Raw genomic sequence first — 25,647 nt, 5'->3', positions numbered from 1 at the left:
GCCGAGGTTGACCGTGATCTTCTCGCTGTCGGGCGTCCTTGGCCGCAGTTCGTGGAGGTTGCCCGTCATGTGCGCCATCTCCTCGCCATCCCATTGGATGGTTATGAGATGGTGACAGGCATCATCATCGGCAAGGGGAGCCGACGAACTCAGTCGCCTGACCATGTCCGTCCGCAGGATCGCTTATCGCGAGGTGACGGCAACCTCGACGCTCATGCTCAGGAAGGCGTTCGTTGCGCTAAGAAAGCTGCCGGCTACNATGGTTATGAGATGGTGACAGGCATCATCATCGGCAAGGGGAGCCGACGAACTCAGTCGCCTGACCATGTCCGTCCGCAGGATCGCTTATCGCGAGGTGACGGCAACCTCGACGCTCATGCTCAGGAAGGCGTTCGTTGCGCTAAGAAAGCTGCCGGCTACCGGCATGGCCTGCCGTGTCATCAAGCGCACGTCGCGGTTCTCACGAGGCCGCAGCATCAGCCGATGAGGCTCGAGGGACACGGGGTGCCGGTAGCGGTAGACAGTTCGATGCCGGATGTGCAGGTCGACCATCGCTTGCTCCTCGTGCCGACCGGCACAGCACCGATGCTTGCGGCCGCGATCCTCGTCACCACCCCTCCAGACCGATCGACTGGCTCTGGCGCTCCCCGAAGCTACGGCTTGCGGTGGCTCCACTCTTACGGACATGGACGAGGACGGCTGCCATGGTGGTCACGCCAAGAAAGATTGTCTAGATGACGGACTTCTCGATTGAACTGAGCCTTGTTCCAGGCCGAACGTGCGGCCAATGCACGGTCTGTTGCCGAGTTTTGGAGATCAAGGCACTCAGCAAACCCGTGGGTATCCTATGTCGGCATCACACTGGCACGGCGTGCGGGATCTATCACGAGCGCCCGGAGGCATGCGTCCGGTGGTACTGTCTCTGGCGCAAGATCGGCGCGCTGCCGGATGAGCTGAGGCCCGATCGGGCCGGAGTGGTGTTCTCGTTAGAGAGTCAGCCACCGGTCGCAGATGCTCCCGAGGGGGCCTGTATCGTGGGTCGCGCCGTAGACGAGGTGCGTGCGTTCGATCGATGGGAGGCGGTCGAAGCGTTCGCCATGTTCATCCGAGAGGGATCATTGCCGGTGTGGAGGGTGTTTGACCGATCTGCGACCTTGCTGCACTCGGACCGGCATATCTTGAACCGGTGACGCACACCCCAGCCATAACAGGGCTTGCCTATGAGGAACGCTCAAGGCTCACTGCGACACGGCGCAAATACAAATCGAGCAAAATACGTTTCCACGTTGGTGTTTGCTTTGAATTTAGCACGCACCTTGCGGTGCTATGTAAATTTCCGTAGCTTTCAATAGGTCGTTGTCGCTAGTTTCGGAGGGCGTGTTGGGGGCTGAAGAACCACCTCTCTTGCCGATGGTATGGCGCGACACGGCCGAGCGCGCGGCTGCCAACCTCGGGCTAAGCCGCGACCTCTCGAAGCTTTCGGCCGAGCACTGGCAGAAGGTGCTGGCCGGTGTCGACACCCGGATGCGATTGAAGGGGGGCGAGATGCCCGCGAACTGACGCGATCGGCTGACCCGGCAGGTCGGGCGCACTGATGCCCTTCCGGCTGCCACGCCGAAACCGCAGAGCGCGCCGGTTCGAGTACTGGAGGGCGGCTTGTCGGATCTCTACAGTCTCGTGGCTCGGACGCACCCCGAAGCCCTGCTTGGGGAACGATAAACCTAGACGATCGACATCATGCAATGCTGCTGAACAGGACCAACGTTAGTATTAGCGCAGTTGTAGAGGCAGCAAACCCAGCCAAGGCCCTGCCGATAGAAGGCATAGGTGTCATGCTACCGGGTGCGCACTCACCAAGCTGCGGCATTTTCATGCTCCAAAGGCTGGAATTTGGCCTGATAACGACCGGAAAGCTCGACGGTTCCAGGCGATCTGGAGCAGGCAGCCTGCTGTACCGCAGCCGCACCAGCCCTTTGGGTCTGAACTCAATCGGCTCGACCATTTCAAGGGCCGCTTACGACCCTGAGGAGCCATTCGATACGTCATCAACGAAAGGCTGCTGGCGGAGGCACAGCGGACCTCCAAGGCCCTCGCACGGCGACGGCAGACGGCGTTGCTTATCGCAATGAGTTCTGGGCCCTCAAGAGAGGTGGCGTTCCAGCGTGATGAGCCATGAGCTTGAAACGAGTCCGGCGGCGGTCCGGGATGTTGCGCATAGGCAAATCCTACTGGAGCACTGCCTTTTCTTCAGAAAGCAACCTCTATTCTCCAACTTCAGTCATAAGTAATTGGAATTTTCTTGATGAATTAAACGAAAGCTGAAGTGTCAACATTAGAATATCACAGCATATTATCTAGATTTCTCTACAGCGGGCTCAAATTCGTCTATGTGGTAGGACATCGCGGGTGCCAGCCGTGCGATATGCGGCTGCCATTGCGCCTTCAGCGCAAGATAATTCTCTGCCTCCGCCTCATTGAGCATCGTCTCAACACCGGCTGCCGAGAGCCGCCTGAGAGCCGCTGCGAAGCGGGTGCGCCATGCCTCGCTCTCGGCGCTGGTCACGTCGGCCGGGGCGGGCAGGTCTCCGGGTAAAAACGTCGTTTCGAGCGTGACGACGAGCAGCATGGCAACGCGCCAGATGGCATCGACGGCGGCGGCCTCCTTCAGCCATGCCGCCTGACGATCTGCAATCCCGCTGCGGATCAGTGACACCGTGTCGAGGACGATGAATGCCTGTGCCGAGACCGAGTAGAAGGGCTGCCGGAAGCGGAAGTAGAACAGCACAGGATAGAAGTGGTGGGCCTCCTTCATCTCGGCCATGGACGCTGCGGTGTCGGCCAAGTGGCTGTAACCTGAATTGAACTGCCCCTGCGACCCGAGCCGCGCGAGGAGTTCGGCCGCATCCGCGGTTTCACCCGCTAACAAATGCAGCTTTAGTCCGAGGGCGTTGCGCTGCCGAAGCGCGCTGTAGACCTGCATGACGTAGGTCAGGACCAGCGACGTCACCGACATGCCGACGAGCGAGTTCACGAGATAGAGGACCCGGTAGGCCTCCGTGACCGGCTTGAAGTCGCTGGCTCCCACGATCGCCATGCTGCTGCCGCCCGCATAGAGGGCCGTCATGAAGTCGGCTGGCGTCTCGCCGCTGCTCGCCCGAACGGCCGTCCCCAGCGCGGGGTGGATGATCAGGCCGGCTCCGAGGGTCAGCCCCAGTGCCCAGAGCAGGACGTAGACGATGAGGATGACCGGGCCGCAGAAGGAGAGCACAGCGCCCCGCCTCGGTCCGACGTGATCGGCGGCACGGAAGATTGCCCAGGTGAGATGGGCGACCCGGTCCGCGATCAGTCCTGTCCCGATGCGTGCGTAAAGGATTGTCAGGAAGATGTCGGCGAGGACAAGGCCCATGACGAGCGCACCCGACGCCCGTTCGAGAGCAGGCAACATCAGCCTTGCATCCTTCCAGCCTCAGGCGTTGGTCGGCGGCCAGGGACGCATCGCCTCCGGGCGGAGTATGTCGGGTGGCGGCGTGAAGTCGCGTGCCGCACCCCGCATCGCCTTCGCGGGACGGCGAAAGCCGCTGCGGCTGCGGTAATCCTCTCGGACCTTCCGGGACGGGGCGAGAGGTGCCCCCGACAGGTTCTGTGCGCAGATCACGTCTATGGCTGTCACGCCAACCAAAGCCACAAGGGCGATGAGCACGTTGTCCTTGCGTGGATTATGGCCGTCGAACCCAGGCAGGACCGTGGCGATGTCGAGCGCGTCTCCCGCGACGCGCGCCGAGATCCAGGGCGTCGGATCACGCGAGCCCAAGATCCCGGCACCCTGCAGGAGTTCGCGCACGCCGTAGGCTTGGATGACCGGGGCTGCGCGCGGCATTCCGAGCCAGCGGGCAATGGCACCGCCACACGCCAGTTCAGTCAGGCCGAGGCCGATGGAGAACCAGCCTAGTCCGTGGGCGAGTTCCCTCGTTGCGGGATCTGGCCTACGGCGCGGGTCCGAGGTGAGATAACTCGGCAGAGAATAGGGCACGGGAGCGCGATCCCGGTCGCGGTGAGACATGGCATCGGACATGCTGACTTCCTCGGTGCCACACAGTGGAGGGAGTAGCAGGCCCGCCGCAGCGCGACGGGCTGCGGAGCCACTCAGGGTTTGATCACGACCTTGATGCAGTTGTCCTTCTTGTCGCGGAAGGTCTTGTACATCTCGGGCCCTTGTTCGAGCCCAACCCGATGAGTGATGACGAAGGAGGGGTCGATCTGCCCGTCGTCGATACGCTTGACGAGGTCATCCGTCCATCGGTTCACGTGGGTCTGCCCGGTGCGAATGGTCAGCCCCTTGTTCATCAGGGCTCCCATCGGCAATTTGTCTACGAGCCCGCCGTAGACACCCGGGATCGAGAGAATGCCAGCGGGGCGGCAGACATAAATCATCTCGCGCAGCACGGCGGCACGGTCGCTCTCCAGCATTACGGCCTGCTTCAGTCGGTCGTAAGCCTGTTCCAGAGCGCGCGGCGAATGCGCCTCCATGCCGACAGCATCGATGCACTTCTCCGGGCCCTTGCCGTTGGTCAACTCATTGAGGCGCTCGACCACGCTCTCCTGCGCGTTGTCGATGGTTATAGCCCCTCCCGCGCGTGCCATCTCCAAACGCTCGGGCACGCTGTCGATGCAGACCACCTGCTTGGCCCCGAGGAGAACTGCGGAGCGCAGAGTCATCTGGCCGACCGGACCGGCACCCCAGATCGTGACCGTATCGGTCGGCTGGATGTCGGCCTGCACCGCTGCCTGCCAGCCGGTCGGGAAGATATCGCCGAGGAACAGCACCTGCTCATCGCTCAGGTTATCCGGCACCTTGATGTGGGTTTTATCGGCAAACGGCACGCGGACGTACTCGGCTTGTCCGCCCTGGTAGCCGCCGGTGAGGTGGGTGTAGCCGAACAGGCCGGCGGTGGTGTGCCCGAAGGCTTTGTCGGCGATCGACTTGTTGCGGTTCGAGCGTTCGCAGACGGAGAAGTAGCCGCGCTTGCACTGGTCGCACTCGCCACAGATGATCGTGAAAGGCACGACGATGCGCTCACCTTTCCTGAGAGCGCCGTTGACGCCTTTGCCCATCTCAACGACTTCGCCCATGAACTCGTGGCCCATCACGTCGCCCTTCTCCATGCCGGGCATGACGTGGTCGTAGAGGTGCAGGTCCGAGCCGCAGATCGCACAGGCAGTCACCTTGATGATTGCGTCGCGCTCATCCTCAATCCTGGGGTCCGGGACTGTATCGCAGCGGATGTCCTCAGTGCCGTGCCAGACTAATGCCCTCATAGTACTTCTCCGTAATGAAATAGTAATTTCTGTGTTAATTTTGGGAATGATCCGCTTAATCTGAAATCATACCTGCCGCTATAACGTGTGATTGAGCGCGAATGACATTCCACCCCATGTGTCACCTTGGCGGATATCAGGTCAGGAACAGAAGACGAACGTTTTGTGGCGAGCCGTTCAGAAATTTTACTGGGATCTGCGACTGAATAGCGTCACATGAATTATGGCTGCGATCTTCGGCTGACATGTCTGGGGTATAGCGAACGCTCCCCATCACCCAGTCAGCGAACGTCCGCTTCCGATGGCGATGCAGTACGTTGTGGCCATGCGGCTGAACGCCGGCTTCCCACCCCCAGCAGTCATCGGACTTCCCAACGCCACATGTCAAGAAAACGACCGTTTTCCTAACAGCACCGAGCGCCGCCTGAGCTGACGCGCCTGACGCGAGGGCGCGACCCGGCTGTGGATGTTAGGAAACCGTGTCAGGAAAACTACTGCCAGGAATACGCTCCTGCGCTACTATCCTGACATGCTCGTCGGATACGCCCGCGTCTCCACCCAGGACCAGAACCTCGACCTCCAGCGCGATGCCCTCACCAAGGCCGGCTGCGAGCGCCTCTTTGAGGAGAAGAAGTCCGGCAAAGCCGGCACCAAGCGGCCGGAGTTCGAAGCAGCCCTCGCTTTCCTGCGCCCCGACGACGTGCTCGTGGTCTGGAAACTCGATCGCCTCGGCCGCTCGCTGGTCGAGATGATGCGCACCATCGATGGCCTGCGCCGGCAGGACGTCCACTTCCGCAGCCTCACCGAGCAGTTCGACAGCGACACCGCTCATGGCCGCTTCGCCCTACAGGTGCACGGCGCCATGGCCGAGTACTTCCTCGACCTCAACCGCGAGCGCACCCTGGAGGGCCTGAGAGCCGCTCTGGCGCGCGGCCGCAAGGGCGGGCGGCCCAAGGCCTTGTCCGAGGCGGATCTCGAGGTCGGGCGGGCGCTCCTGGCCGCCGGCAACATCTCCGTAGCCGAAATCGCCAAGCGGCTGGGGGTCAGTCGGTTCACCTTCTACAGCTACTTCCCGCAGGCGCGGGCGCGCAGCCAAGCGGCGAGGAAGGGCTGAGGGGATGCCGATCCGGCGCGAGCACCGCGGCTTCTACCCGATCGACTGGCCCCAGCTCTCGGCGGTGATCCGCTTCCGCCGCGCCGGCGGGCGCTGCGAGGGCTGCGGGCGACCGCACCTGCAGCGGATCGTCTGCCTCTCGGACGGCCGCTGGTGGGACGCTGAAGCCGGCATGTGGCGCAGTGGCCGGGGACGACCTCTGCGGCGCAGCCCGGCCGTCGACCTGCTGGCGGAGGTGCGCACGACGCGCGTGGTGCTGGCGGCGGCGCACCGCAACCACGACACCTCCGACAATGCGGACGAGAACTTGGCGGCACTCTGCCAGCGCTGTCACATGCTGCACGACCGGCGGGAGCATCGGCGGCGGCGCTGGTTCACGCTGTTCAGCAGGAAGGCGATGGGCGACCTCTTTCGGGGGCCGTATCCATCCTGACGTGGCGCGTGACCACCGCTTTAGCGATGGGCCTTGAGCCTCATGCCCTGGGCGGGGGGTCTGCGCAGAAAGGCCCCCACCCCCAACTCAGACCCGGGCTAGGACGCGCTTGACCTGCATCGCGGTCCAGAAGCCGCCTCGTGCGGTCTGTGCCCGCTTCGGGCTGCCCGAAGAGGTCATCGTATGCGTGCAGGCATTATGGTGGGGGAGGCATCCTCGGCTTCCTCCCCGAAGAAGGACCTACCACGCGGGACGGTTTGCTCGCGCGAATGCGAAAAATCACATGCAGTCGACCACTGATTGCGGAATGAGCCACAGTCCCTTCAGAGGCCCGTCGTAGATCTCCACGCCGTGGATCGCGTAGGAGGTCGGCTTGCCGCGCCACATCACTTCCTTGCGCGGGGCGGCGCCCGACCACGAGAACCCCATCGTGGCCGGCAGCGTCCGCGGCGTCACGTCGAGGCGCAGCACGAACCGCTCGCGCCCGTCCGTCAGCTCCACGGCCGTCCAGCGTTTCCCGCCCGCCCAGCGCACCGGCCGCAGGACGCGCCCGACAAGATCCGGCCGGGCCGCCGGCTTCTCCTCGCGCATCTGCTCCACCTTGAAGGTATCTGAGGGCTTGCAGGCCGGCACCGTCGCCGCCTGGGCCGCCCCCGTCCCCAGAACACCCAGCAGACCCCAGACCAGCACGCGCATGGACATCTCCTTCGGACAGCGCGAAGCTTCAATAACGCTCGAGTGTATCGTACAGCTTCACGCTATTCGAAGGGGCGGCGTATGCGCGCAAGTATTCTGGCAGTCTTGGGGTTTCTGGCAGCGGGGTCGGCCTTGGCCGGCGAGTGTCGGCCGGGCGCGATGCGCTTCGTCTCGGAGGAGGGCGACGTCTTCGAGGTCGACCGGACCTACTACCGGGGGCGGCCCAAGGAGCGCCTCGCGCATCAGGCGTATGCCGGTCGGCGCGATGGCGAGCGGATCTGGCTGGAGGTGCAGGCGGCGCCGTCGATGTCGGCCACGATCGTCTCGGAGCTGGATCGGCCCGGGGTCAACACCCTGCGTCTGCCGCAGGCGCGCATTCCCCACGACGCGGATGGGGACGAGTTGCAGGTGCAGTCCGGGCCGCTGCGCGGGGTCTGGCGTCTGAAGTGCTGACGACGCTCCTCCCGGGCGTGTGCAAGACCGCTTTCGCGCGACCTCTGCTTTGAGGAAGGATCGATGGCTGAAGTCCAGATGGCACTGATCGTCAGGCCTGAGAAGTTTTAGGCGCTGCTGGCACCCGAGTGGCATCAGCTCGATCCGCCCTTTGCTTGACCCCGGCAAGTCGGCGAACGCCTACGTGTAGGTAGCAGCGCTCAAAATTCTCGCCGCTCACGATTGAGCGGCCTGCCTCATCACTCTGACCCACATGTTCACCATGCGCCTTTGCGCGAGGCTTTCGCCTGTGTAGCGGCCGTGGCGGTACATGCCGTTCGCCTGGCCCCTCGGCGCCCCAGGAGACGCGCCACCGTGCATGCGGCAGCGTCCATTCGGCATTGCCGGCCCACTGCAGGGCGTACCGCTGCGCGTCTTAGCCCCACATCGGGGTGACAGGTGCATGTTGAGGTCGCTGTGCATGGGGTTGTCCTCACTTTCCATTTTGCCCCCCTCCCGGCCCCGGGCTCACCGTGCCCACGATGGCCTGCCCGCCGGCCTCAACGGTGACACGCTCGACGCGCACGGTTTGTTGCCCATCGCTGCGGTACCGCTTCAGAGCTTCGACCTGGGTCGTGAAGGTCCGCGCCAGTTTGTTGAGGGCACGCTCGGCGCTCTCTCGCTTTGGCGTGTTGTCGGCGTTGGCGAGCTGGCTGGCGAAGCTCATCGTGGCCATGTGCACCGCGGTCATTTGAGCAGCGAGCATGCCCTCGACCTCGTCGCGCGGCCCAACCCCGTTCATGGCAGCGAGCGCGAAATTGAGGTCAGTCTCGCTGACCCCCTCTCTGGTTCCCATGGCAGCCGCGAGCTGCTTGAGGAGGCCCTCCGCGAACTCGGGGCAAGCGGTCCCGAGGGCGGCCCAGAGCAGCCGCTCGCCCACAGCGCCATCCGGGTGATCTGGCGCGATGGTCCAGGCGCAGCCCTCGCCTGTAGCTTTAATGCGGGCGAAAGGTTTCCTGGCCCGACGCGCCCGCAGGGAGGCGAGCGACGCCTCCTCGGCGGGGGTTGGCTGATAGGCTTTGACAGGCACCGCCTGAAGCGAATGCCCGCCTTTGGCCTGCCGGAGCTTGGCCATGAGCGCTGTCAGGCCGCGACGAGCTGCTGGAGGTGCGGCTCCGGATTGCCTGCTTCAATTTGAGTAGCAAGCTCCTCCAGCATCGGGCCAAGGCAGCGCAGATCGGTGAGGAAATCGTCGAGCAAGAGGGCGTCGAGTGTCACCGTGCGGTGTTCCGGATCGTCATCGTCATTGGGATGACGCGCCGCTGGCTCGAGCCAGGAAGCGTTGAATTTGGCAAAATTCGCGAATTCGCGAAGCTGCTCGACTAGAATTTGGTGTCGAGAGATCATGATGTCGTGAACCTCGCTGTCTGACAATCAGCCGCTTCTTTCAGCAGCTCAGTGCATTATATCAGTTTTTTTATAAATCAACAGGATCGCTAGCCATTTGCAGGTGATTACTGGTTGTTTCTTGTGGATATCACCTGCGTCATCTGTACCCTAGCCACCCTGTATTCGCCATAATCTGATGGGATGGAAGCTGGGGAGAGGGCATAGCTTCGCCTTTGCCGGGCGAAGCCTGACTGCCCTGACGGGACGGAGCCGCCGTACGAGCCGGTCACAGATCGATGGACGAAACCCTGTCGGGCAGGCCGGGGTCAGGCGGTCGGCCTTTACTCGCCGCTTCACCTCTGACGAGGTCTGACGCGGAACCACCGGGAGGCGCATCAATCCGCCGCCCGGCTGTCTGTGGGTGAGGGGCAACCCCTCCCACTCCTGCAAACCACCCCATGTCCGAGGCCAGGATGGCTGCTTGCTGCCGGTGCCCTCCGGCTTGTTGCACGGTCGCCCGGACCTGGCCTGGCTAGCCACCCGGACCGCGGCTCCATAGGGGAGCGGGCTATGGCGACCTAGATACCTGTTCCAGGTTTGTTCTGAATCTCGGGCGTGCGTCTTTTGCCATGGAAAAATGGCCTAGGCTCTAGCATGGTCCCAGCTGTGGAGATCATGCCACACCCGCGCGAGCCTTGATGTTGAGGTGAGACCGTGCGGCTCTCCGGCACCTGGAGCTGGCCGGAAGCGGAGGGCGACGTGGCTCCTACACTGCTGATCCGTATCAACAGAAGGTGGACAACCCTTGTAGCCTGTAACGCGTTACAAGCGTTACTCGCGTTACGTTTCGATCCGCGCTCCGTGAGGGGCGGCTGGCGTGCATTTCGTGGCTGCCGACATGCCGGAGGCCAACGAACTCGTCGGACGCATCATGACCTCTCCGGCCGCCGCAGCACCGCTTCTGCCAATCCGCATTCGCATCTCTAGATGGCGCCGCCGTACCTGCGACCCTGCCTCTCGGCAGCTTTGCGTCGGTTCCGTGGGGCTGAACTCACAGCATTATCCCTATCAGTACTCGTGCCCTGCGCAGATCTGTACCCACCCCCCCAGGGCGACGTAGCGGGCCAGCAAAACCCTGGTGCAGGTGGCCGGCGCCCCTTGGCTAGCCACGCGCGCCACTCCTCCGAGATGATGCGCACCACGTTTGTGTCATTGCGCCAGGCCGTGATCGCCCGCTCCTCGATCGTCACCAAGCCGAGATGTCGGGCCTCCCGGAGGGCCTTGCGCACCAGCGTCTCGGACACACCCGCGAGCGCCGCGATGTGGCCGATGGCGAGGCGGCAATCCCCGCGCCGGGCGACCTCAGCCGCCACGACGGCGAGCACGGCAATTTCACCAGGCGTGAACCGGGCTGCAAGTTGGGGTGGGAGGCGCCCAGAGGCTGCCCAGCGGCGTCGGCGCTCCAGGCTAGCGTCTGACCGCGGCCGGGAGCCCACGGACTTCCTGGGGGTCTCTGAGGCCGCTGGGAGGGCCTTGCGGCTCTCGATGAGGGCGGACAGCTCCTCGGCCTCCACCTCGCTCACTTGTCCGGCCCCGTAGGCACGCCAGAGCACCGCGGCCACGTCCGGCAGCTTCACGCGGGGCGCCGCCATCGCGGCCGCCCGGATCTGGTCAGCAAGCATCGTCTCGGCCCTTCTCGGGCCGCAGCAGATCGTTCGGCGCCGCTGTGTGGCGGGCCGGCTCCAGACAAAGCCTCACCGACGAACACGTGCCGTGTTTTTCCTTGACTCCTGGAGGAGCATTTGGCGGTATTGGGATGTTTCGTACCGAAACATATCCCGAACCCGCTTCGGTGATCGACGGCCCTCCCGAGTTCCAGCTCTGGAGGGTCGTTGGCTTTTTAGGGGGTCACTGCGGCGGCGGTCTCCCTTCTTCGACCTGCGACCCGCTAAGCAGTCGCTGGAGTCGTGAGCGTGGCTCACTGCAAGCGCCGCGTCAAACTGTCAGCATCCTCTATGTGTGACTTGGTGGCGGGGATCCCTGGCCTGCTGGGCTCCGATAAGCGGTTCTTCCGCAAGATGCTCTCCCCCATGTCGCTACTTGCCCCCCATCTGTCGCCTTCACCAATGAATTCGAGCACCGGGGGTGACCTCAACGCATCCGATGATGCTGGTGCCAGAGACCTTCTCAGATCGGCTCACGTCAGAGCCGTGGGCTTCATAGCGACGAGCTGGAGGGAGAGGGCCTGGTCGTTGGTGCTGACGTGCGCGAAGCTACTACGAGCCATGATGTCTCGTTTAGATCTAGACATCTTCAATGCCGCGTCTTGAAAGCCGAAAGGCAACCCTGTTGAGACGGCAAAGATGTCTCACGACCGTGTTCGCCCGGGTATACCCATAAGGACTGGAGTGGGCCCCTGCTAGTGGGCACGGTCAGGCGGTGGTTTTGACCGTCTGCTGGGCGTGTTGCTCCTCGAAGCGCGGCGATGCGCGCCTCGTAGACCTGGATCGTGTCGGCCGCCGCCGCATCGTCGTCGAGGGCACCAGCCTCGTACTTCTGCACCCAGACGCGCACGCGGTTGCGCGAGAGGTCATGGCGCTTGGCCAAGCCATGCAGCATCTCACCGAACAGGTACTCCTGCGCGACTTGCCGCTTGAACGCGACGCTGTGGGAACGGTGTCGGGCCATGGTCTTCATCCTCCGAAGACCCAGCCGACTGGTCAATCAGCCTCGCCCTGTCCGTCCACTCACAGGGGTCCACTCCAGGCAGCGGGGAACTTTTGACCCCCTGGGGAGCGTTCGAGGAGGGCAGTTGCGCGTTGCTGCCCCCTTAGTGCTCGGCGGAGGAGCGTCGCGATGGCATGCAACGAGAACTTCATCGACGCTCTGAGGCACGAGTACGAGCGCCTGGGCCGGATGCTCCAAGTCATCGACGACGGTCGGTGGTGGACGGCTGACGACCCAGGGCGTGCGAAGGTAACAGCCCTGCAGGAGCGAGCCGCGCAGATCCGAGCCGCAATCGATGGGATCGACAAGGTCGTCGGTGAGATCGGAAGGTAGTCCGCCATGAGCATGCTTGGGACCGTTGGAGCGATGATCTTCGCCTCCGGCACGGTGCTGGCGGTGGTCGCGGTCGTCGCGGTGGTTGGGCAGATCCTGACGCGGATGACGCGGAGGCGGGACTGAGGCTGAGCGATCCCGCCCCACATCAGCGATGCCGTTTGCGAGCACGTGGAGGCACCGCCAGCGGCCGTTTGCGCTTTCACGGAGCCCCCCCTCGGGTTCTGGCGTCGCACGCGAGCTGTTCAGCCTGGAGGAGCCGTCGCACTTCCGGCGGCTTGGGGTGGCGCTGCAGGCGACGGTGCCGTTCGGGGCGCTGCCAAAGTCCTAAGGAACCTGGGTTGGCACGCAAGGGCACGGCGGTCGTTCGAGGGGGAGGCTTCAATCCTCTTCGGCCTTCGGTCCATCCTCTGTCGCTCCAGAGGAGGCATCCGGCTTTGGCTGAAAGGCGGCTTTGCTCTTCGGGGAGCGCCGCCCCTGGGCCGCAACCGCTGGCAGGGGTGCTAGTCGGGCCAAGCGCTGCTTGAACTCTTCATCGGTTGGGCTGCGCGCTGCACCGGCGACAAACCTATTGGCCATGGTTCGCTTCTCTTCCTGATGCCCGCTCACATTCGCGCATGCCTGCAGGTCTTGTGGATAGCATGCCGGGCGTCACGAGCAGCCTTCTGACCGGCATGAAGCTTTCCGGCTTAGGCTGAGGGAGCACACTGGACTTGAGAACCGGTCAGCGAGGTGCCAGCGCAGCTCCCGCTCCGAATGATAACTGTAGGTTCCGTCAATCAAATGACTGACATCGATTTGTTCATCATCGATCTGCCGCCAGATCTGTTGAACCTGAAAAGTTCTTATATCACCATTGGCAGGCTGATCGTTAGTATGCGAAATGAAATCGAAATTCAATGTTATGACCAATCTATGTTCTAAATTGTATGATGTAATGAGAATGCGCGTACCTAGACGCGCACCCTCGTACCGGAAGGCTATGCAGCCTTGAGGTTGCCGGCCGACTGCTTACCATTTCGGCGATCCGTCTCCATCTCGTAGGAGATTTTCTGCCCCTCAGAGAGGGAGTGCATCCCGGAACGCTCGACGGCGGAGATGTGGACGAACACATCGTTCCCGCCGTCGTCCGGCTGAATGAAACCAAAGCCCTTCTGGCCGTTGAACCACTTCACGGTGCCGATGCTCATGATCGCCTCTGTCGTTTAGCCAAGTGTGTAGATGAGCTCGGTGTGTGTTCAACACAGCCAAACTCGGGTCATCGATAGGATTTGGAGAGAGTGTCAGAGCATGCGCCCAGCTTGAGCGGGGCGAAGAGGCCCGGAGGTCCGGCCAAAGATCGATCTTTTTATTATGGGGCACCCTATCCCCGATAGCAAGGCACCCAGCTTTTATCCTAGATGCCCTGCCGCGATTTTGGGCGATGTGGATATCTGGGTGCTGTCGAGAAGCTGACGGATGTAAGGGATCGGGGGCAGGAGGTGCCACTGCAGGGAAGCGTGGCCCAACGCATTGGAACTATTCCGCGCAACAAGGAGCCACCAATGGTCGACCTGCACATTCAGCACCGAACAGTCTACCGCTATCGGCACCCCGTGGCCCTTGGGCCGCATCGGCTTATGCTGCGACCTCGTGAGAGCCGCGACGTGCACCTAGTGGCGAGCACCATCACCCTCACGCCTGATGCGACGGTGAGCTGGGCAAACGACGTGTTCGGCAATGCCGTGGCAATGGCCACATTCAACCAGCCCTCAGACACTCTCATAATCGAGAGCGTCGCGCAGGTCGTTCTTTCAGCCGCAGCCTATCCGGTCTTCCCCATCGCTGCCTCCGCCGTCTCCTATCCCTTCCGGTATTCCGACAACGAGTGGGCCGACCTCGGCCTCCTGACGGCTCAGCAATACCCTGACGATGGAGGGCTGAGAGCCTGGGCGCAGGGCTTCGTCGCAGGCGATCCGACCGACACTCTGTCGCTGCTGCAGGATCTGAGTGCCGGCGTGGCCCAAAACATCGTCTACTGGGCCCGGGAGGACGAAGGCACACAGTCGCCGAGCCAAACCCTGTCACTCGGTCAGGGTTCCTGCCGGGATCTCGCGACCCTGTTCGTCGAAGCCGTGCGCAGCCTCGGCTTCGGGGCACGGACCGTCTCCGGCTACCTGCACGATCCGACCCGGACCCTGGTAGGCTCCGCGGATGCGGGTTCGACGCACGCTTGGGCCGAGGTCTACGTGCCGGGCGCGGGCTGGATCACGTTCGACCCGACCAACCGCAGCATGGGCGGTGCGAACCTGATCCCGGTCGCCGTCGCTCGCGACATACGGCAGGCCATGCCGGTGGCCGGCAGCTTTCTTGGCGCGCCTGACGCATTCCGGAACATGAGCGTCGAGGTCAGCGTCATCTCGCAGTAGGCGACTTCCAGCACGGCGGAGGGCCGGTTGGATCGTGCAGGCTTCGTGGCGCACATCTGAGCGCCAGCAGCTACTAACCAATTGGATCAGCGGCGGATTGACGCTCAAGCTGCCCTGGAAAGCAATCTTCTGTGCGGCATGTTGGCTCATAGCTCCAGCAATCGGACCGATCACACGGATGCTGCGTTGCTGTTCCATGATGGCTGCTGGAACTCACTGGCGGACAGCATTCTACTACTGCTCCCAGATTTGTTATTATTAGATGTGGTCGCTAGCTGACATGCTTATATTTGCCTTGATAACATTAGGCTTATCTACATTCTTTACAGCCTCTGCTGGGACAGCAATCGGCTTTGGCTGGCTTCAGGAGTGAGCTGGCAGCAGCCCAGCGCAGCAATCCGGCTCGCACGCGTGAGGGCGGCGGCGTGAGCGTTGGTAACCAAGCCCACCTGGGCGCGTTGGTCTGCATCACCGGCTGGCACATCTGGGCGCCGGTGGCTGAGAGACGGCGTGCGCTCCCGCCTGACGACGTGGGAGCCCCCTATGACTGACCCTGTGTCGCTCAGCGACCTCTTGGGCCGTGCCGACCGAGCGATCAACGCGAGCGTGCTGCTGCGGAACGAGGCACGGACGCTGATCGCGATCACCCAGGGTCTGGTCAGCGAGCGCTGCGCTCTGGTGGGCGGCCTGGACCGAACGGCCGTTCAAGCCCGGACCGTCATGCAGTCGGCCGCTACCACGATCTCGGATCGTCCTCTCGTTCGTGTGTGAATGCCGACCCCATGATCACCAAAGCGTCCGAGTACCGGCAGCGCGCCTGGGACATGCGCGAGCGAGGGAGGTGGCTGTCTCTCAACGAGGCCCGCGAGCAGATGCAGGAGCTGGCGCGGCAGCTCGATCTGCTGGCGGACGCGGAGGACGAGCGGGCGCGCCGGGAGGAGGAGCAGCATCGGTTCTGGTGCGCCGCGCGCGCGGGGGGCCGTCGCGTTCCATAAGCCGATCTTACGCGACTCGTACGGGCTTGCGCGTACGAGCCGGATTGTCTCGCGGCGGGCCGCCACATGGGCCATGCAGTCGGCCCCAGTGCATCCTGCGGATAGGGGGATCCACACCATGTCCGCACTGATCGTGATGCTCGCCGGCGGTGCCGGCGCCCTGGCGCTCGTCGCCGCCGCTCATCCGCGCGCAGAGCGCCTCTGGATCCGCAGGGTGCGGTGACGAGCGGGCGGCGGCTGGACCGACAGGTCCATTGTCCAGCCGCCGCTTCGCCGATCCGGGTAGACCTGCTCGGCTCACGGGCAGTCTGGCGCGCCGTAGTTAATGCCTGATGGCGACCTGCGCAGCTCACATCAAGGCTTCCATACTGCGGCTTATGCGAATGGACCGGCCTCACGCGCGAGATGCCAACTCCGCGAGCCTCCGGCAGGAGCAATCCTGCATGAGCCCACCATGTAGCCGAGCAGGCGTTTCTGGCGGCCCTCAGAGACACAATGAACCCCACAGCCAAGCTGTGCGTTGCTCGTTCAAACCGTGCGATGGCGACCGCCTGAGGTACCTGATGACGTCTGAGCAGAGCCGTTTGATGTGCTTCCTCGATCAGGTCGGCGGCTGGGTAGCGCTCTTTGAGCTGACCGACGTCCGCTACTTCGTGCCGGATGACGACCTGTTCGTGCCGAGCCTCGTCGCGCAAGGCTGGGTCGATCATGACGTGGCGAGCGGCGCGGTTCGGATCAACCGGGCTGGTCGGGCTGCGTTCGAGCGACTGTAGACACGGCGACGTCCTTGAACAGGTCGTCCATGCTCGCCCGCACCCGCGTGCCGGCCGGGAAGCCGTCCATCGTGATGTGCAGGATGTCCCTGGAGGTCACGGGCGAGATCTCGCCCTGCAGGTCGCGCCCGAAGTGCCGACCCATCATCTCGTTGCCGAGCCGACAGTGGGACACGTTGTTCGGCGCGAGGCGACCCGCTGCAAGGCGGCCTGGAGCTTGGCGAGCGGCGCCGTGAATTCGTCGCGGACGCCAACGCGAAAGTCTAAGCGCTCGCCACTCATAGGCCGGACCCTGAATTCAGTTTCGGGAGCCCTGCGATTGGTTTCTACTAGCAGCAGTTCAGACCATTGACGCTGTGGATTTTGTGCCGGATACTTGGGAGTTTATCGCAGGAATTGGCAGATGATGAGCAAAGTTGATACAACCCCAGGTAGCTCCGAGACGATAGGGCTCGCCGCCGGGATTGTTACCGCTTACGTCTCGAACAATGTTGTGCAGCCAGCGCAACTGAGCCCGTTCATCGCGGACGTGCACGCGGCGCTGGCACGGCTCGGCAAGCCCGCCGCGCCCGAGCCCGCGAAGCTGACGCCGCCCGTGCCGATCAAGAGAACGGTGACACAGGATGCCATCATCTCGCTGGAGAATGGCAAGCCCTACAAGACCCTAGGTCGTCATCTGATAAGCCGTGGTCTGACTCCCGATCAGTACCGCCAGAAGTGGGGTCTGCCTGCTGACTACCCGATGGTGGCGGCCAACTACGCCGCCCGGCGCTCCGAACTCGCTAAGAGCCTCGGCCTCGGCCGGACGAACAGGCGCGGGCTCCGGGGCGGTGGTCATCCAAGCGGCTGATCGTCGGCGCACGTGCAGGATGTTCGAAGTGGCGCAGCAACCTCGACCGTAACGCCGGATTGTTCGACCCGATGGCCGACTATCCAGGGTCGCATCGAGCTACGCTGCCTTTGCTGAGAGGTCGCCGAGCCATAAGGATCCAGCCAAACGGAGCGGAGCCGCAGAGGGTTGCCGCTGAGGTGCACAGCGTCTCAGCCAAGATGTTTGCGGCGATCGCGCACTGTTCCTTTAACTGGCCGTTACGGAAATAAAACCCTAACGTCATTGACGAAGGTGGGGCCTCTGCCCAAAATAACAGGAGCTTTGGGTGGAGTGGCCTATGAGCGAACTATCTAGAATTAACACAAGTGATGATGTTGGCTCCGTGGAGATGGCAGCCGGCATCGTATCGGCCTATGTGTCGAATAACCCGATGCCGGTAGCGGAACTGCCGCGGCTGATCCGAAGCGTTCACGATGCGCTTGAGCAGCTGACCAAGCCTGCCGAGCCGGCACCCGAGCCTTTGGTGCCGCCGGTGCCGATCCGGAAGACGGTGACGCCGGACCACATCATCAGCCTGGAGGATGGGCGGCCCTACAAGACGCTCAAGCGCCACCTAGCGGGGCGCGGCCTCTCCCCCGAGGAGTACCGGCGCAAGTGGGGCCTGCCGCCGGACTACCCGATGGTGGCGGCGAACTACGCCGCCCAGCGCTCCGAACTCGCCAAGACGAGCGGGCTGGGCCGCCAAGGGGCTCGGCGCGCTGCCGCCAAGCATTCCAGAACGGATGCGAAAGTGACGGCGCCGACCGGACCGAAGAAGGGCCGCCCTCGCTCGCGCTAGGCTGAGGCGGCAGAGTAGCGCCCGTGAAGCGCTAAACCTGTGTTTATCGATCGCTGCCTCATCTCGGCCATGTTGTGGGTAAATCCTCATGGCCGACATGTAAACACAAGACGCATCAACGTGCGTCAATTGCGCCGCATTGCGCGAGTCTTGTTCCATCGCCAGATCTGCCCATAGAGCGGCAGTTTCCAGACGTGTGCCGAAGCTGACCGCTGAGGTAATCGTTATGAAACGACCATCGAAAGCGGCCGTGCGATATCAAATCTGGCGCGATCTGGATCGCGTGCTGGCGCAGCTGAGCACGAACCGGCCCCGACCTTGAATTCGGAAAAGAGCGGGATGCCTGAGTTCCGATCTGGCCTCCCGCCACGTTACCCAAGCTGCTGATCGACAACGTTTTTCTCGGCCCACGATTGCTTGATCCGGGAAACGGAAATGGCGATTTCGGACCGGTGGCTAGGAGAGAGCCGGGCGTCGTGCCCCTCCCGTGGTCCCCCTGAGAAGGACCCATGCCGGCGGGGGGTAGGCGCCGCCAGGAGCCCCGTAGGCGGCCATTTGCGATCCGGCGCAGCTCCCGAGCGTCGAGGGGTGCTCGGACGTCCTGATCGCTTCCATGCAGGCGAGGCTGGCCGTCGCACAAAATGCGGCGGCCAGCTCGCCCCTCGCTTCAGCTCGAGGATGGTGTGGCGCTGCGAGACCAGCACATCCGCCTGCCGCAGCTTGGCAACAATCTCCTCGGGCTTGGGTCGCTTCGCCATCTCGTCCGTCCTCCTGGCTCATAAGCCATACTTCAGGGCGGACCACTTCAAGGGGGGCTGACCACTGGAAGGCTCTCACGTGGCGGTGAATAGCATGCTGACGCTTAGCCGCTTACACCAGGTCAAAGGTATGGAAGGGCGCGCCAAGCTCGCCGCGCTCCATGAATTGCACGCCGACTTGCTGAAAGGGGATCGCACCTAGTGAGAATTAGAGAGGCTGCTTCTCGCCTATCCCTTCCTTGCCGGCTGGCTCGACATGGGGCCGAGCTCCTGTGGGTGATGAGTGCCTGACGCTCACCAGTTCCAGGCTATCACCTGTATGACCTGAGCCGCCGCCAGCTTACCCCGTGCTCGCCAGCTGGTCGAGCGGATCTAGATCGTGAACTTTTGGATGGCTGCGATAATCTTGCGCCGGTCAAACGGTTTGCCAAGCACCACACCGCGGGCGGGGATCTGCGACTGATCCCAGGGCTGCGAGGAGATCATCAACAGCTCGATCGGCGGCCACCGATCACGGATCGAGAGGGCCAGCTGCATCCCGACGGTCGAGCCGCGCATGTCAAGGTCGGTAAAGACCGTGCGGATGTCCAGGCGGGTTTCCAGGATCTCGATGGCTTCGCCAACCGATGTCGCCTCGACGGCTTCGCAACCCGCCTGCTCGACGTAGTCGACCAGCGCCATCATCAGAATGGGATCGTCCTCGACGACCAACACGTAGGGTGGTTGTGGGGGGTGTGCCTGCGCCATGATTAGTGAACGTGAACCTGGATGTCCGTCAACGGCGCGCGGAACTCAGCTTGCAAGCCCACCCGATCGTAACGGAGGTTGGCGCCGCGCGTTCCCACCAGCCCCATGCGAATGAGTTTCGAGCCGAACCCGCTGCGACCATTGGGTACAGCCACCGCCGGTCCGCCCCGCTCGCTCCAATCCAGCACCAAGGCCGGCACCTGCCCCTCCTCGGTGCGCCAGCTGACGTGCACCTTGCCGGTTTCGGCCGAGAGCGCCCCGTATTTGAGCGCGTTAGTCGCCAGCTCATGCAGCAGCAGTGACAGTGACAGCGCCGCCTGCGGGAGAATGTCCATGTCCGGTCCGTCGAACGCGAACCGGTCCAGATCGGCCTGCATGCTCAGCACGCTTTCCATCACCGCGCGCATCTTGGCAGCCGTCCAGTTTTTCTGCATCAGCACGTCGTGGGCCCGCGCGAGCGCCAGCACCCGGCGCTCAAACGCCTCGACCGCCTCGCGCTCGGTCACCCCGCGCAGGGTTTGCGTGGCGATCGACTGAACGATGGACAGGGTGTTCTTGAGCCGGTGGGCCAGCTCCTTGTTGAGCACGGCCTGCAGGTCCTCGGCGCGGAGGCGCGCCACACCGACCTCGACCCGGTCGGCGACGTTGCGCAGGAACGCCAGCTCCTCCGGCGTCCAGATCCGCGCCTGCACGTCATGGACGATGAACGCCGCCACGGTGCGCCCGCGCTCGCGCACCGGCATGTTAACCAGGCTGCCGATGTCGATCGCCTGCATCGGGCCGGGGTTGTCACGAGTGCGCGGATCGGTGGTCACATCGTTGATCACCAGCGGCTCACCGCGTTGGAGGTGGGCGCGGATGTCACCGTAATTATCGAACTGGTGCCGGCCGGCGATGCTCAGGATACCGGGGGCGGTCCAGTCCGGTTCGATCTCGATCGCGGCCACGTCGCCCACGATGCGACCGAACCCGGCGCGGGTTGTGCCGAGCGTGCGGCCGACGATCTCGGCAGCGGCATGGGTCATGGCCGATACGCTTGTCAGATCACGCAGGCGGTCGCCCAATGCCAGCAGGGCAGTGCGGCGGGCCTCAGCCTCGACGCGCTGGGTGACCTCCAAGAAGATCAGGCCGAAGCGGTCGGCGTCAATCTTGAAGGCACGCCCCTCGTACCAGCGGCGCAACGCTCCGACCGGGCGGACGAAGCGGGTACCCTCGCCGGTTGCGACAACTTGAGCAAAATCGGTGATCCACTCTTCCTCGATCGTGGGAATCAACTCGCGGACCGTGCGGCCGATCACGTCCGTCGGCTCAAGGCCGACCAGTTCGCTCCAGGCCGGGTTGATCTCCACGTAACGCCAGTCTGTGACTTGGCCGTCGGCATCACGCACCATCTGGCCGATCACGAACCCCTCAGTGAGGCGGTTGAACAGCCCGCGCCAATAGGTGTCCCTGGCGCGGACCTCGGCGCGCGCCGCCGCCTCGGTCAGGCCGGCGGTGGCCGCGCCGGCAAACAGCGCCAGCTGGTCCAGGTCAGCCTGGTCGAACGCGAACCGGTGAGCAGCTTGCAGCTTGAGCACGCCGAGCACCTGGTTGCCGCGCGCGATCGGGGCGTGCACCGCCGACCCGAGGTTGATCTGCCGCGCCAGGGCGGTGTTCACGCGCGGATCGGTGCCGGCGTCGGCGAGCAGAACCGGCTGGTTGGTTCGCGCGCAGGCGCCCGACGTGCTGCCATCGAGGGTGACGCGCACCCCCTGGTGCGGGATCAGGCTGCCCTGGGTCAGGCGGTACTCCAGCTCGGCGCCGTCGATCAGCTCGAACACACCGCCCTCGGCTGCCGGCACCGCGCGCATTGCGCCATCGAGCACCGCCCGCAGGATCGGGTCCAGTTCGCCTTCGGCGGCGATGATCGCCAGCTGGGTGTCGCGCAGGGCTTCCCGGGCGAGGTAAGCCTGCGCCTCGATGCTCCGCAGCGTGTCCCTCTGCCTTACCGCCCGGCGCAGCTCCAGCTGGCTCAGCACTTGGTCGGCCAACAGCTGCAAGCCCTGCTGTTGCGCCTCGGTCAGTCCGCCGGGACGCGATACCTTGTCGATCACGCACAGGCTGCCGAGGGCCAGGCCGCGGGAGGTGCGCAGCGGCGCGCCGGCATAGAAGCGGATGAACGGCTCGCCGGTCACCAGAGGGTTGGCCGCCGTGCGCGGGTCGGCTGTCAGGTCCGGGATCATCAGCAAGGCGTCTGGCTGAGCCAGTCCGTGGGCGCAGACTGACCTGTTGAGGTCTGTCTCGCACGGGGGGAAACCGATCCGCGCCTTGAACCATTGCCGGTCCTCGGCCACCAGGCTGACCAGAGCCACCGGCACGTCGCACAGCTGGCAGGCCAGCTGCACGATGCCGTCGAACCCCGGTTCCGCCGGTGTGTCGAGGATCGCGAACTCGGCCAGTGCAGCGAGGCGCGCAGGATCTGTGACGGCGGCTGGGATGGGCGGCGATTTCATCGATAGCGGTTTCGTTGTGCCCCAGCTTTACGCTAACCGGGTGGCGGCGTCAGCTTCATCAGCCGGCCCGTGATGTCGGTTCAGAGCCGCTACCGCACGGTCCTCTCTCGTTCCATAGGCCGCCCTTATGCGAACGGCGCCATTTTGGTTTCCAGACACGCAATCCTTACAGGATTAAGTGGCTAAAAACCGTCGTTTTCCCCTACAGATGTGCTGAGCAGCGGAATGGCCGCTGAGGGTGGACTGTGGAAATTGACGCGCCGCCCTGAAGCGGACCTTCATGCACTTGGCCGTTTCCTCAGGTTCCGCTATGCCGGCTTGACCGTGTCGGCGTGTTCGCCCGCTTCAGAGAGACGATGTGACGGGCGATCTGGCAGACGGCAACGGGATCGAAGCACAACGACGGGCCTTGCTGTTCGCCCTTGGGCGCGTGGCCGGAGGTGACCGACGCGCGCTTGAAGAGGTCTATCGGCGCACTGCCGCGAAGCTGTTTGCCGTGTGCCTGCGTATCTTACCCGAGCGGGCGGATGCGGAGGAGGCCTTGCAGGAGACCTACGTCGCGGTTTGGCGCAACGCCGCCTCCTTCGACCCCGACAAGGCAAGCCCCGTTGCCTGGCTCGCCGCTATTGCGAGAAACCGCGCGATCGACCGGTTGCGCGCCCGCGGCAACCGAGTGGTCCTGCCCGTCGAGGCGGCTGCCGATGTGCCCGACCCCAGCCCCGGGGCCGTTGAGGGCATAGAGGCAACCGAAGACGAAGCGCGGGTAGCCGCCTGTCTGGCCGGACTGGCTCCGGACGAGGCGGGGCTGATCCGGGACGCCTTCTACGGCGGGGCGAGCTACCCCGAACTCGCCGTGCGCGCTTCGCTGCCGCTGGGTACCGTGAAGAGCCGAGTGCGCCGTGCGCTCCTCAAGCTCAGGGCCTGCCTGTCGTGACCGCGCCCAATTTGCCGGAGCAGGACGATCTCTTGGCCGCGGAACTCGCCCTGGGCGTCCTTGCCGGAGCCGAACGTGATGCCGCGGTGGCGAGGGCCAAGGCAGACCCGGCCTTCGCTGCCGCGGTCGTAGGCTGGCGGGGACGCTTCGCCGCGATGGAGCCTGGCGAAGGCGTGCTGCCACCCTGGGCCGCGATCGACGCGCGCCTACCGGCGAACGATACCGGCCCGCCGACGAGCCTCCGTCGCTGGCGGATCGCAACGGTCGGGTTCGCCACGGCGGCGGCCCTGTTCCTTATCCTCCTCCTGCGCCCAGCGCCCGCCCCAGAGGCGATCCTCGTCGCGACGCTCACCGGTCCGAACCAGACCGCGGCGGTCGCGGTCGGCATTGACCCGGCCCGCGGCCGCCTCGTGATCCAGCCGAGCGCGCTCGGGGCTGCACTCGCCGGCCGCGTCGCCGAGCTGTGGGTGGTACCAGCGGACGGACGCCCGCGCTCCTTGGGGCTGATCGACCCGGCGGCGGCGCAGGCCCTGAGCGCGGGGGACGCCACACGGGGGGCGCTGGCCCCGGACGCCACGCTGGCGATCTCGCTGGAGCCAGCGGGCGGCTCGCCGACCGGCCAGCCGACCGGGCCGGTCATCCTCAGCGGCCGGATCGCGCGACTGTAGAAAAAATCGAGGCGGAACTGCATCCGCCCGCCGGAAGGCTTCGTAGCTGCGATCAGGCGCCATCCTCGGCGCTCGATCAGAGGACCTTCCGATGACGCATACGATCCTGCGCACGACGCTCGCGGCGGCGGCCCTTGCCCTCTCGGCCGGTTTTGCCGCGCCGGCCCACGCGCAGAAGAACCCCATGGTCGGCGGCGCGCCGATGTATGCCAACAAGACGATCGTGGAGAACGCGGTCAACTCGAAGGACCACACCACCCTCGTCGCTGCCGTCAAGGCAGCCGATCTCGTGGGCACCCTCTCCGGCCCCGGGCCGTTCACGGTGTTCGCGCCGACCAACGCCGCCTTCGCCAAGCTCCCGCCGGGCACGGTCGAGCAGCTCGTGCAGCCGATGATGAAGCCGCAGTTGACCTCGATCCTGACCTACCACGTGGTGCCGGGCCGCATGACCTCGGCTGACCTGATGCGGGAAATCAAGCAGGGCGGGGGTGAGGCGAAGCTCAAGACCGTGCAGGGCGGGACGCTGACGGCGATCCCTGGGCGCAGCGGCAAGTCGGTGTTCCTGACCGATGCCAAGGGCAACACGGTGCGGGTGACGACAGCCAACGTGATGCAGTCGAACGGGGTGATCCACGTCGTTGATGGCGTGTTGATGCCGTAGCGTCTCAAACCGGGTTGGGCCGGCGCGTTCGACCGCTGCGGTGCGCTGGGCCACCCTCAACCTCTCCTTTTTTCGCCCCTCCTGCTCCCGGCAGGCGGGCTACACCAATTGCTGGAGTTCACATGACTCGGACCATCCTTGCCGTCCTGCTGGCCTCGGCCGCATTCGCGGGCGCCGCCCAGGCCCAGACCGTTGCCGCGCTCGTCGGCGACGACACGCTGGCCATGGTCGACGCGGCCGCCAAGAAGGTGACGAAGACCCTGAAGGTCACCGGCGCGCCGGGACGGATCGTCGGCATCGACGTGCGGCCGGCCGACGGCATGCTCTACGCGCTGGCCACGGACGGCACCGTGCTCACCGTCGACACCGCGTCGGGCAAGGCGACGATGAAGTCGAAGCTCGAAACGATGCTGCCGGCGGGTGTGACGGCGACCGTCGACTTCAACCCGGTCGCCGACCGGCTGCGGGTGATCGGCTCGGACGGCACGAGCCTGCGCGCCAACGTCGACGACGGCAAGGTCGTGAAGGACGGCTCGCTCAAGTTCGCGGAGAGCGACGCGATGAAGGGTAAGACGGCCAAGGTCGTGGCCGGCGCCTATACCAACTCGATGAAGGGCGCGAAAGAGACGACGCTCTACGACATCGACGCGTCCGGCGCGCTGCTGCGACAGGCCCCACCGAACGACGGCATCCTCAACACGGTGGGCATACTCGGTGTCCCGACCGAGACGGCCGCCTTCGACATCACGACCGACGCCGCCGGCAAGAGCCAGGGCTGGCTCATGGCGGGCGACACGCTGCACGCGGTCGACCTCGCGACCGGCAAGGCGACGGTGGTGGCCAAGATCGCCGGCGCCTCCGGCCCCGTGCGCGATATTGCAGCTCTGCCAAGTATGTAGCCGCCAGCTTCGTCACGACTGGAACCGAGGTTCGCTGCGACGCCCACAGCGAACCTCTTGCGACCGACTACGGCCTGTGATCGCTTGAACCACCTGATGTGGTGAGCGTTTCGCCTTTCGTGGACGAGGAGGAGCGATGCTGTCGGACGCACAACAACGCCGGCGCCGATCAGAAACTCGGCAATCAAGCCAACATGGGCGA

28 protein-coding genes are annotated in these 25,647 nt (G+C 64.4%); 15 read left to right on the top strand and 13 right to left on the bottom strand.

Annotation, left to right across the window (positions count from 1 at the left end; all coding sequences use genetic code 11):
- Positions 1-345 precede the first annotated feature (345 nt).
- A complete protein-coding gene (locus ACKUB9_RS29965; RefSeq protein ID WP_407529658.1) occupies positions 346-552 on the bottom strand; it encodes a transglutaminase N-terminal domain-containing protein in 207 nt (68 codons plus the stop codon).
- A gap of 858 nt (positions 553-1,410) precedes the next feature.
- Here ACKUB9_RS29965 and ACKUB9_RS29960 point away from each other — a divergent pair.
- The gene (locus tag ACKUB9_RS29960; protein ID WP_407529656.1) at positions 1,411-1,560 is read left to right on the top strand and encodes a hypothetical protein; all 150 of its coding nucleotides are present in this window, start codon (positions 1,411-1,413) and stop codon (positions 1,558-1,560) included.
- Between the two features lie 790 nt (positions 1,561-2,350).
- On the opposite strand, the gene ACKUB9_RS29955 is transcribed toward ACKUB9_RS29960, so the two are convergent.
- The 3 genes from ACKUB9_RS29955 to ACKUB9_RS29945 all read right to left on the bottom strand — a co-directional run bounded on the left by ACKUB9_RS29955 (position 2,351) and on the right by ACKUB9_RS29945 (position 5,316).
- Complete coding sequence (locus tag ACKUB9_RS29955) at positions 2,351-3,445, bottom strand: two pore domain potassium channel family protein (RefSeq protein ID WP_407529654.1); 1,095 nt, start codon at positions 3,443-3,445, stop codon at positions 2,351-2,353.
- A gap of 21 nt (positions 3,446-3,466) precedes the next feature.
- Complete coding sequence (locus ACKUB9_RS29950) at positions 3,467-4,072, bottom strand: cyclase dehydrase (RefSeq protein ID WP_407529652.1); 606 nt, start codon at positions 4,070-4,072, stop codon at positions 3,467-3,469.
- 71 nt (positions 4,073-4,143) lie between these two features.
- Entirely contained in the window at positions 4,144-5,316 is a 1,173-nt protein-coding gene (locus ACKUB9_RS29945) for a zinc-dependent alcohol dehydrogenase (protein ID WP_407529650.1), read from the bottom strand.
- Between the two features lie 529 nt (positions 5,317-5,845).
- Between ACKUB9_RS29945 and ACKUB9_RS29940 the strand changes: the two genes are divergently transcribed.
- Together ACKUB9_RS29940 and ACKUB9_RS29935 are read left to right on the top strand one after the other, a co-directional pair.
- Positions 5,846-6,430 carry a recombinase family protein gene (locus tag ACKUB9_RS29940; RefSeq protein WP_407529649.1) on the top strand — a complete coding sequence of 195 codons (585 nt, stop codon included), beginning with the start codon at positions 5,846-5,848 and terminating at the stop codon, positions 6,428-6,430.
- Between the two features lie 4 nt (positions 6,431-6,434).
- A complete protein-coding gene (locus ACKUB9_RS29935) occupies positions 6,435-6,863 on the top strand; it encodes a hypothetical protein (RefSeq protein WP_407529646.1) in 429 nt (142 codons plus the stop codon).
- 279 nt (positions 6,864-7,142) lie between these two features.
- Here the strand turns inward: ACKUB9_RS29935 and ACKUB9_RS29930 are convergent, their stop codons facing one another.
- Complete coding sequence (locus tag ACKUB9_RS29930) at positions 7,143-7,559, bottom strand: hypothetical protein (protein WP_407529645.1); 417 nt, start codon at positions 7,557-7,559, stop codon at positions 7,143-7,145.
- 159 nt (positions 7,560-7,718) lie between these two features.
- On the opposite strand from ACKUB9_RS29930, the gene ACKUB9_RS29925 reads away from it, so the two are divergent.
- A complete protein-coding gene (locus ACKUB9_RS29925) occupies positions 7,719-8,012 on the top strand; it encodes a hypothetical protein (protein ID WP_410825980.1) in 294 nt (97 codons plus the stop codon).
- Between the two features lie 216 nt (positions 8,013-8,228).
- On the opposite strand, the gene ACKUB9_RS29920 is transcribed toward ACKUB9_RS29925, so the two are convergent.
- From ACKUB9_RS29920 to ACKUB9_RS29905, 4 genes are all read right to left on the bottom strand, one after another.
- Complete coding sequence (locus ACKUB9_RS29920) at positions 8,229-8,456, bottom strand: HGGxSTG domain-containing protein (protein WP_407529666.1); 228 nt, start codon at positions 8,454-8,456, stop codon at positions 8,229-8,231.
- A gap of 28 nt (positions 8,457-8,484) precedes the next feature.
- Positions 8,485-9,126, bottom strand: a complete 642-nt coding sequence (locus ACKUB9_RS29915; RefSeq protein ID WP_407529641.1) for a hypothetical protein — start codon at positions 9,124-9,126, stop codon at positions 8,485-8,487.
- 8 nt (positions 9,127-9,134) lie between these two features.
- Positions 9,135-9,425, bottom strand: a complete 291-nt coding sequence (locus ACKUB9_RS29910; RefSeq protein ID WP_407529639.1) for a hypothetical protein — start codon at positions 9,423-9,425, stop codon at positions 9,135-9,137.
- Between the two features lie 2,268 nt (positions 9,426-11,693).
- Entirely contained in the window at positions 11,694-12,068 is a 375-nt protein-coding gene (locus ACKUB9_RS29905; RefSeq protein WP_407529664.1) for a transposase, read from the bottom strand.
- Positions 12,069-12,236: 168 nt separating this feature from the next.
- Between ACKUB9_RS29905 and ACKUB9_RS29900 the strand changes: the two genes are divergently transcribed.
- The gene (locus tag ACKUB9_RS29900) at positions 12,237-12,440 is read left to right on the top strand and encodes a hypothetical protein (protein ID WP_407529638.1); all 204 of its coding nucleotides are present in this window, start codon (positions 12,237-12,239) and stop codon (positions 12,438-12,440) included.
- A 980-nt stretch (positions 12,441-13,420) separates the two neighbouring features.
- On the opposite strand, the gene ACKUB9_RS29895 is transcribed toward ACKUB9_RS29900, so the two are convergent.
- A complete protein-coding gene (locus ACKUB9_RS29895) occupies positions 13,421-13,630 on the bottom strand; it encodes a cold-shock protein (RefSeq protein ID WP_407529636.1) in 210 nt (69 codons plus the stop codon).
- A gap of 354 nt (positions 13,631-13,984) precedes the next feature.
- Here ACKUB9_RS29895 and ACKUB9_RS29890 point away from each other — a divergent pair, with 354 nt between their 5' ends.
- From ACKUB9_RS29890 to ACKUB9_RS29875, 4 genes are all read left to right on the top strand, one after another.
- Positions 13,985-14,848 (top strand): transglutaminase family protein, encoded by an 864-nt coding sequence (locus ACKUB9_RS29890; protein ID WP_407529635.1) that lies wholly within the window; start codon positions 13,985-13,987, stop codon positions 14,846-14,848.
- 543 nt (positions 14,849-15,391) lie between these two features.
- On the top strand, positions 15,392-15,619 hold the full coding sequence (locus tag ACKUB9_RS29885; RefSeq protein WP_407529634.1) for a hypothetical protein: 228 nt from the start codon (positions 15,392-15,394) through the stop codon (positions 15,617-15,619).
- A gap of 11 nt (positions 15,620-15,630) precedes the next feature.
- Positions 15,631-15,843, top strand: coding sequence for a hypothetical protein (locus tag ACKUB9_RS29880; RefSeq protein WP_407529632.1), 213 nt, complete (start codon positions 15,631-15,633; stop codon positions 15,841-15,843).
- 563 nt (positions 15,844-16,406) lie between these two features.
- On the top strand, positions 16,407-16,616 hold the full coding sequence (locus ACKUB9_RS29875) for a hypothetical protein (RefSeq protein ID WP_407529630.1): 210 nt from the start codon (positions 16,407-16,409) through the stop codon (positions 16,614-16,616).
- Here ACKUB9_RS29875 and ACKUB9_RS29870 read toward each other — a convergent pair.
- Positions 16,579-16,791, bottom strand: a complete 213-nt coding sequence (locus ACKUB9_RS29870; protein ID WP_407529628.1) for a hypothetical protein — start codon at positions 16,789-16,791, stop codon at positions 16,579-16,581. The genes ACKUB9_RS29875 and ACKUB9_RS29870 overlap by 38 nt on opposite strands.
- Before the next feature lie 231 nt (positions 16,792-17,022).
- On the opposite strand from ACKUB9_RS29870, the gene ACKUB9_RS29865 reads away from it, so the two are divergent.
- Positions 17,023-17,466: a Ros/MucR family transcriptional regulator gene (locus ACKUB9_RS29865; protein ID WP_407529662.1), complete on the top strand. Its 444-nt coding sequence runs from the start codon at positions 17,023-17,025 to the stop codon at positions 17,464-17,466.
- Positions 17,467-17,836: 370 nt separating this feature from the next.
- Positions 17,837-18,286, top strand: a complete 450-nt coding sequence (locus ACKUB9_RS29860; RefSeq protein WP_407529660.1) for a Ros/MucR family transcriptional regulator — start codon at positions 17,837-17,839, stop codon at positions 18,284-18,286.
- 1,130 nt (positions 18,287-19,416) lie between these two features.
- On the opposite strand, the gene ACKUB9_RS29855 is transcribed toward ACKUB9_RS29860, so the two are convergent.
- Together ACKUB9_RS29855 and ACKUB9_RS29850 are read right to left on the bottom strand one after the other, a co-directional pair.
- Positions 19,417-19,791, bottom strand: a complete 375-nt coding sequence (locus tag ACKUB9_RS29855; protein ID WP_410824093.1) for a response regulator — start codon at positions 19,789-19,791, stop codon at positions 19,417-19,419.
- A gap of 2 nt (positions 19,792-19,793) precedes the next feature.
- Positions 19,794-22,283: a GAF domain-containing protein gene (locus tag ACKUB9_RS29850; RefSeq protein WP_407529624.1), complete on the bottom strand. Its 2,490-nt coding sequence runs from the start codon at positions 22,281-22,283 to the stop codon at positions 19,794-19,796.
- 358 nt (positions 22,284-22,641) lie between these two features.
- On the opposite strand from ACKUB9_RS29850, the gene ACKUB9_RS29845 reads away from it, so the two are divergent.
- From ACKUB9_RS29845 to ACKUB9_RS29830, 4 genes are all read left to right on the top strand, one after another.
- Positions 22,642-23,217: a sigma-70 family RNA polymerase sigma factor gene (locus ACKUB9_RS29845; protein WP_407529622.1), complete on the top strand. Its 576-nt coding sequence runs from the start codon at positions 22,642-22,644 to the stop codon at positions 23,215-23,217.
- 32 nt (positions 23,218-23,249) lie between these two features.
- Complete coding sequence (locus ACKUB9_RS29840; RefSeq protein WP_407529620.1) at positions 23,250-23,885, top strand: anti-sigma factor; 636 nt, start codon at positions 23,250-23,252, stop codon at positions 23,883-23,885.
- Between the two features lie 91 nt (positions 23,886-23,976).
- Positions 23,977-24,546: a fasciclin domain-containing protein gene (locus tag ACKUB9_RS29835; protein ID WP_407529619.1), complete on the top strand. Its 570-nt coding sequence runs from the start codon at positions 23,977-23,979 to the stop codon at positions 24,544-24,546.
- Between the two features lie 122 nt (positions 24,547-24,668).
- Positions 24,669-25,445 carry a DUF4394 domain-containing protein gene (locus ACKUB9_RS29830; protein ID WP_407529617.1) on the top strand — a complete coding sequence of 259 codons (777 nt, stop codon included), beginning with the start codon at positions 24,669-24,671 and terminating at the stop codon, positions 25,443-25,445.
- Positions 25,446-25,647: the final 202 nt, after the last annotated feature.

Source organism: Methylobacterium oryzisoli (genome assembly GCF_046557895.1).
Classification (GTDB): Bacteria; Pseudomonadota; Alphaproteobacteria; order Rhizobiales; family Beijerinckiaceae; genus Methylobacterium; species Methylobacterium oryzisoli.
The sequence above is the reverse complement of the archived record's forward strand: the minus strand, read 5'-3'. Positions and strand labels throughout refer to the sequence as shown.

Bases quoted from the DNA above. Each gene is read 5' to 3' on its own strand.
- ACKUB9_RS29860 (WP_407529660.1), top strand. From the start codon at position 17,837: ATGGCAGCCGGCATCGTATCGGCCTATGTGTCGAATAACCCGATGCCG.
- ACKUB9_RS29915 (WP_407529641.1), bottom strand. From the start codon at position 9,126: ATGGCCAAGCTCCGGCAGGCCAAAGGCGGGCATTCGCTTCAGGCGGTG.
- ACKUB9_RS29960 (WP_407529656.1), top strand. From the start codon at position 1,411: ATGGTATGGCGCGACACGGCCGAGCGCGCGGCTGCCAACCTCGGGCTA.
- ACKUB9_RS29965 (WP_407529658.1), bottom strand. From the start codon at position 552: ATGGTCGACCTGCACATCCGGCATCGAACTGTCTACCGCTACCGGCAC.
- ACKUB9_RS29865 (WP_407529662.1), top strand. From the start codon at position 17,023: ATGAGCAAAGTTGATACAACCCCAGGTAGCTCCGAGACGATAGGGCTC.
- ACKUB9_RS29925 (WP_410825980.1), top strand. From the start codon at position 7,719: ATGCGCTTCGTCTCGGAGGAGGGCGACGTCTTCGAGGTCGACCGGACC.
- ACKUB9_RS29885 (WP_407529634.1), top strand. From the start codon at position 15,392: ATGACTGACCCTGTGTCGCTCAGCGACCTCTTGGGCCGTGCCGACCGA.
- ACKUB9_RS29830 (WP_407529617.1), top strand. From the start codon at position 24,669: ATGACTCGGACCATCCTTGCCGTCCTGCTGGCCTCGGCCGCATTCGCG.
- ACKUB9_RS29835 (WP_407529619.1), top strand. From the start codon at position 23,977: ATGACGCATACGATCCTGCGCACGACGCTCGCGGCGGCGGCCCTTGCC.
- ACKUB9_RS29950 (WP_407529652.1), bottom strand. From the start codon at position 4,072: ATGTCCGATGCCATGTCTCACCGCGACCGGGATCGCGCTCCCGTGCCC.
- ACKUB9_RS29895 (WP_407529636.1), bottom strand. From the start codon at position 13,630: ATGAGCATCGGCACCGTGAAGTGGTTCAACGGCCAGAAGGGCTTTGGT.
- ACKUB9_RS29890 (WP_407529635.1), top strand. From the start codon at position 13,985: ATGGTCGACCTGCACATTCAGCACCGAACAGTCTACCGCTATCGGCAC.
- ACKUB9_RS29855 (WP_410824093.1), bottom strand. From the start codon at position 19,791: ATGGCGCAGGCACACCCCCCACAACCACCCTACGTGTTGGTCGTCGAG.
- ACKUB9_RS29935 (WP_407529646.1), top strand. From the start codon at position 6,435: ATGCCGATCCGGCGCGAGCACCGCGGCTTCTACCCGATCGACTGGCCC.
- ACKUB9_RS29850 (WP_407529624.1), bottom strand. From the start codon at position 22,283: ATGAAATCGCCGCCCATCCCAGCCGCCGTCACAGATCCTGCGCGCCTC.
- ACKUB9_RS29955 (WP_407529654.1), bottom strand. From the start codon at position 3,445: ATGTTGCCTGCTCTCGAACGGGCGTCGGGTGCGCTCGTCATGGGCCTT.
- ACKUB9_RS29930 (WP_407529645.1), bottom strand. From the start codon at position 7,559: ATGCGCGTGCTGGTCTGGGGTCTGCTGGGTGTTCTGGGGACGGGGGCG.
- ACKUB9_RS29900 (WP_407529638.1), top strand. From the start codon at position 12,237: ATGGCATGCAACGAGAACTTCATCGACGCTCTGAGGCACGAGTACGAG.
- ACKUB9_RS29905 (WP_407529664.1), bottom strand. From the start codon at position 12,068: ATGGCCCGACACCGTTCCCACAGCGTCGCGTTCAAGCGGCAAGTCGCG.
- ACKUB9_RS29875 (WP_407529630.1), top strand. From the start codon at position 16,407: ATGACGTCTGAGCAGAGCCGTTTGATGTGCTTCCTCGATCAGGTCGGC.
- ACKUB9_RS29880 (WP_407529632.1), top strand. From the start codon at position 15,631: ATGATCACCAAAGCGTCCGAGTACCGGCAGCGCGCCTGGGACATGCGC.
- ACKUB9_RS29920 (WP_407529666.1), bottom strand. From the start codon at position 8,456: ATGCACCTGTCACCCCGATGTGGGGCTAAGACGCGCAGCGGTACGCCC.
- ACKUB9_RS29945 (WP_407529650.1), bottom strand. From the start codon at position 5,316: ATGAGGGCATTAGTCTGGCACGGCACTGAGGACATCCGCTGCGATACA.
- ACKUB9_RS29940 (WP_407529649.1), top strand. From the start codon at position 5,846: ATGCTCGTCGGATACGCCCGCGTCTCCACCCAGGACCAGAACCTCGAC.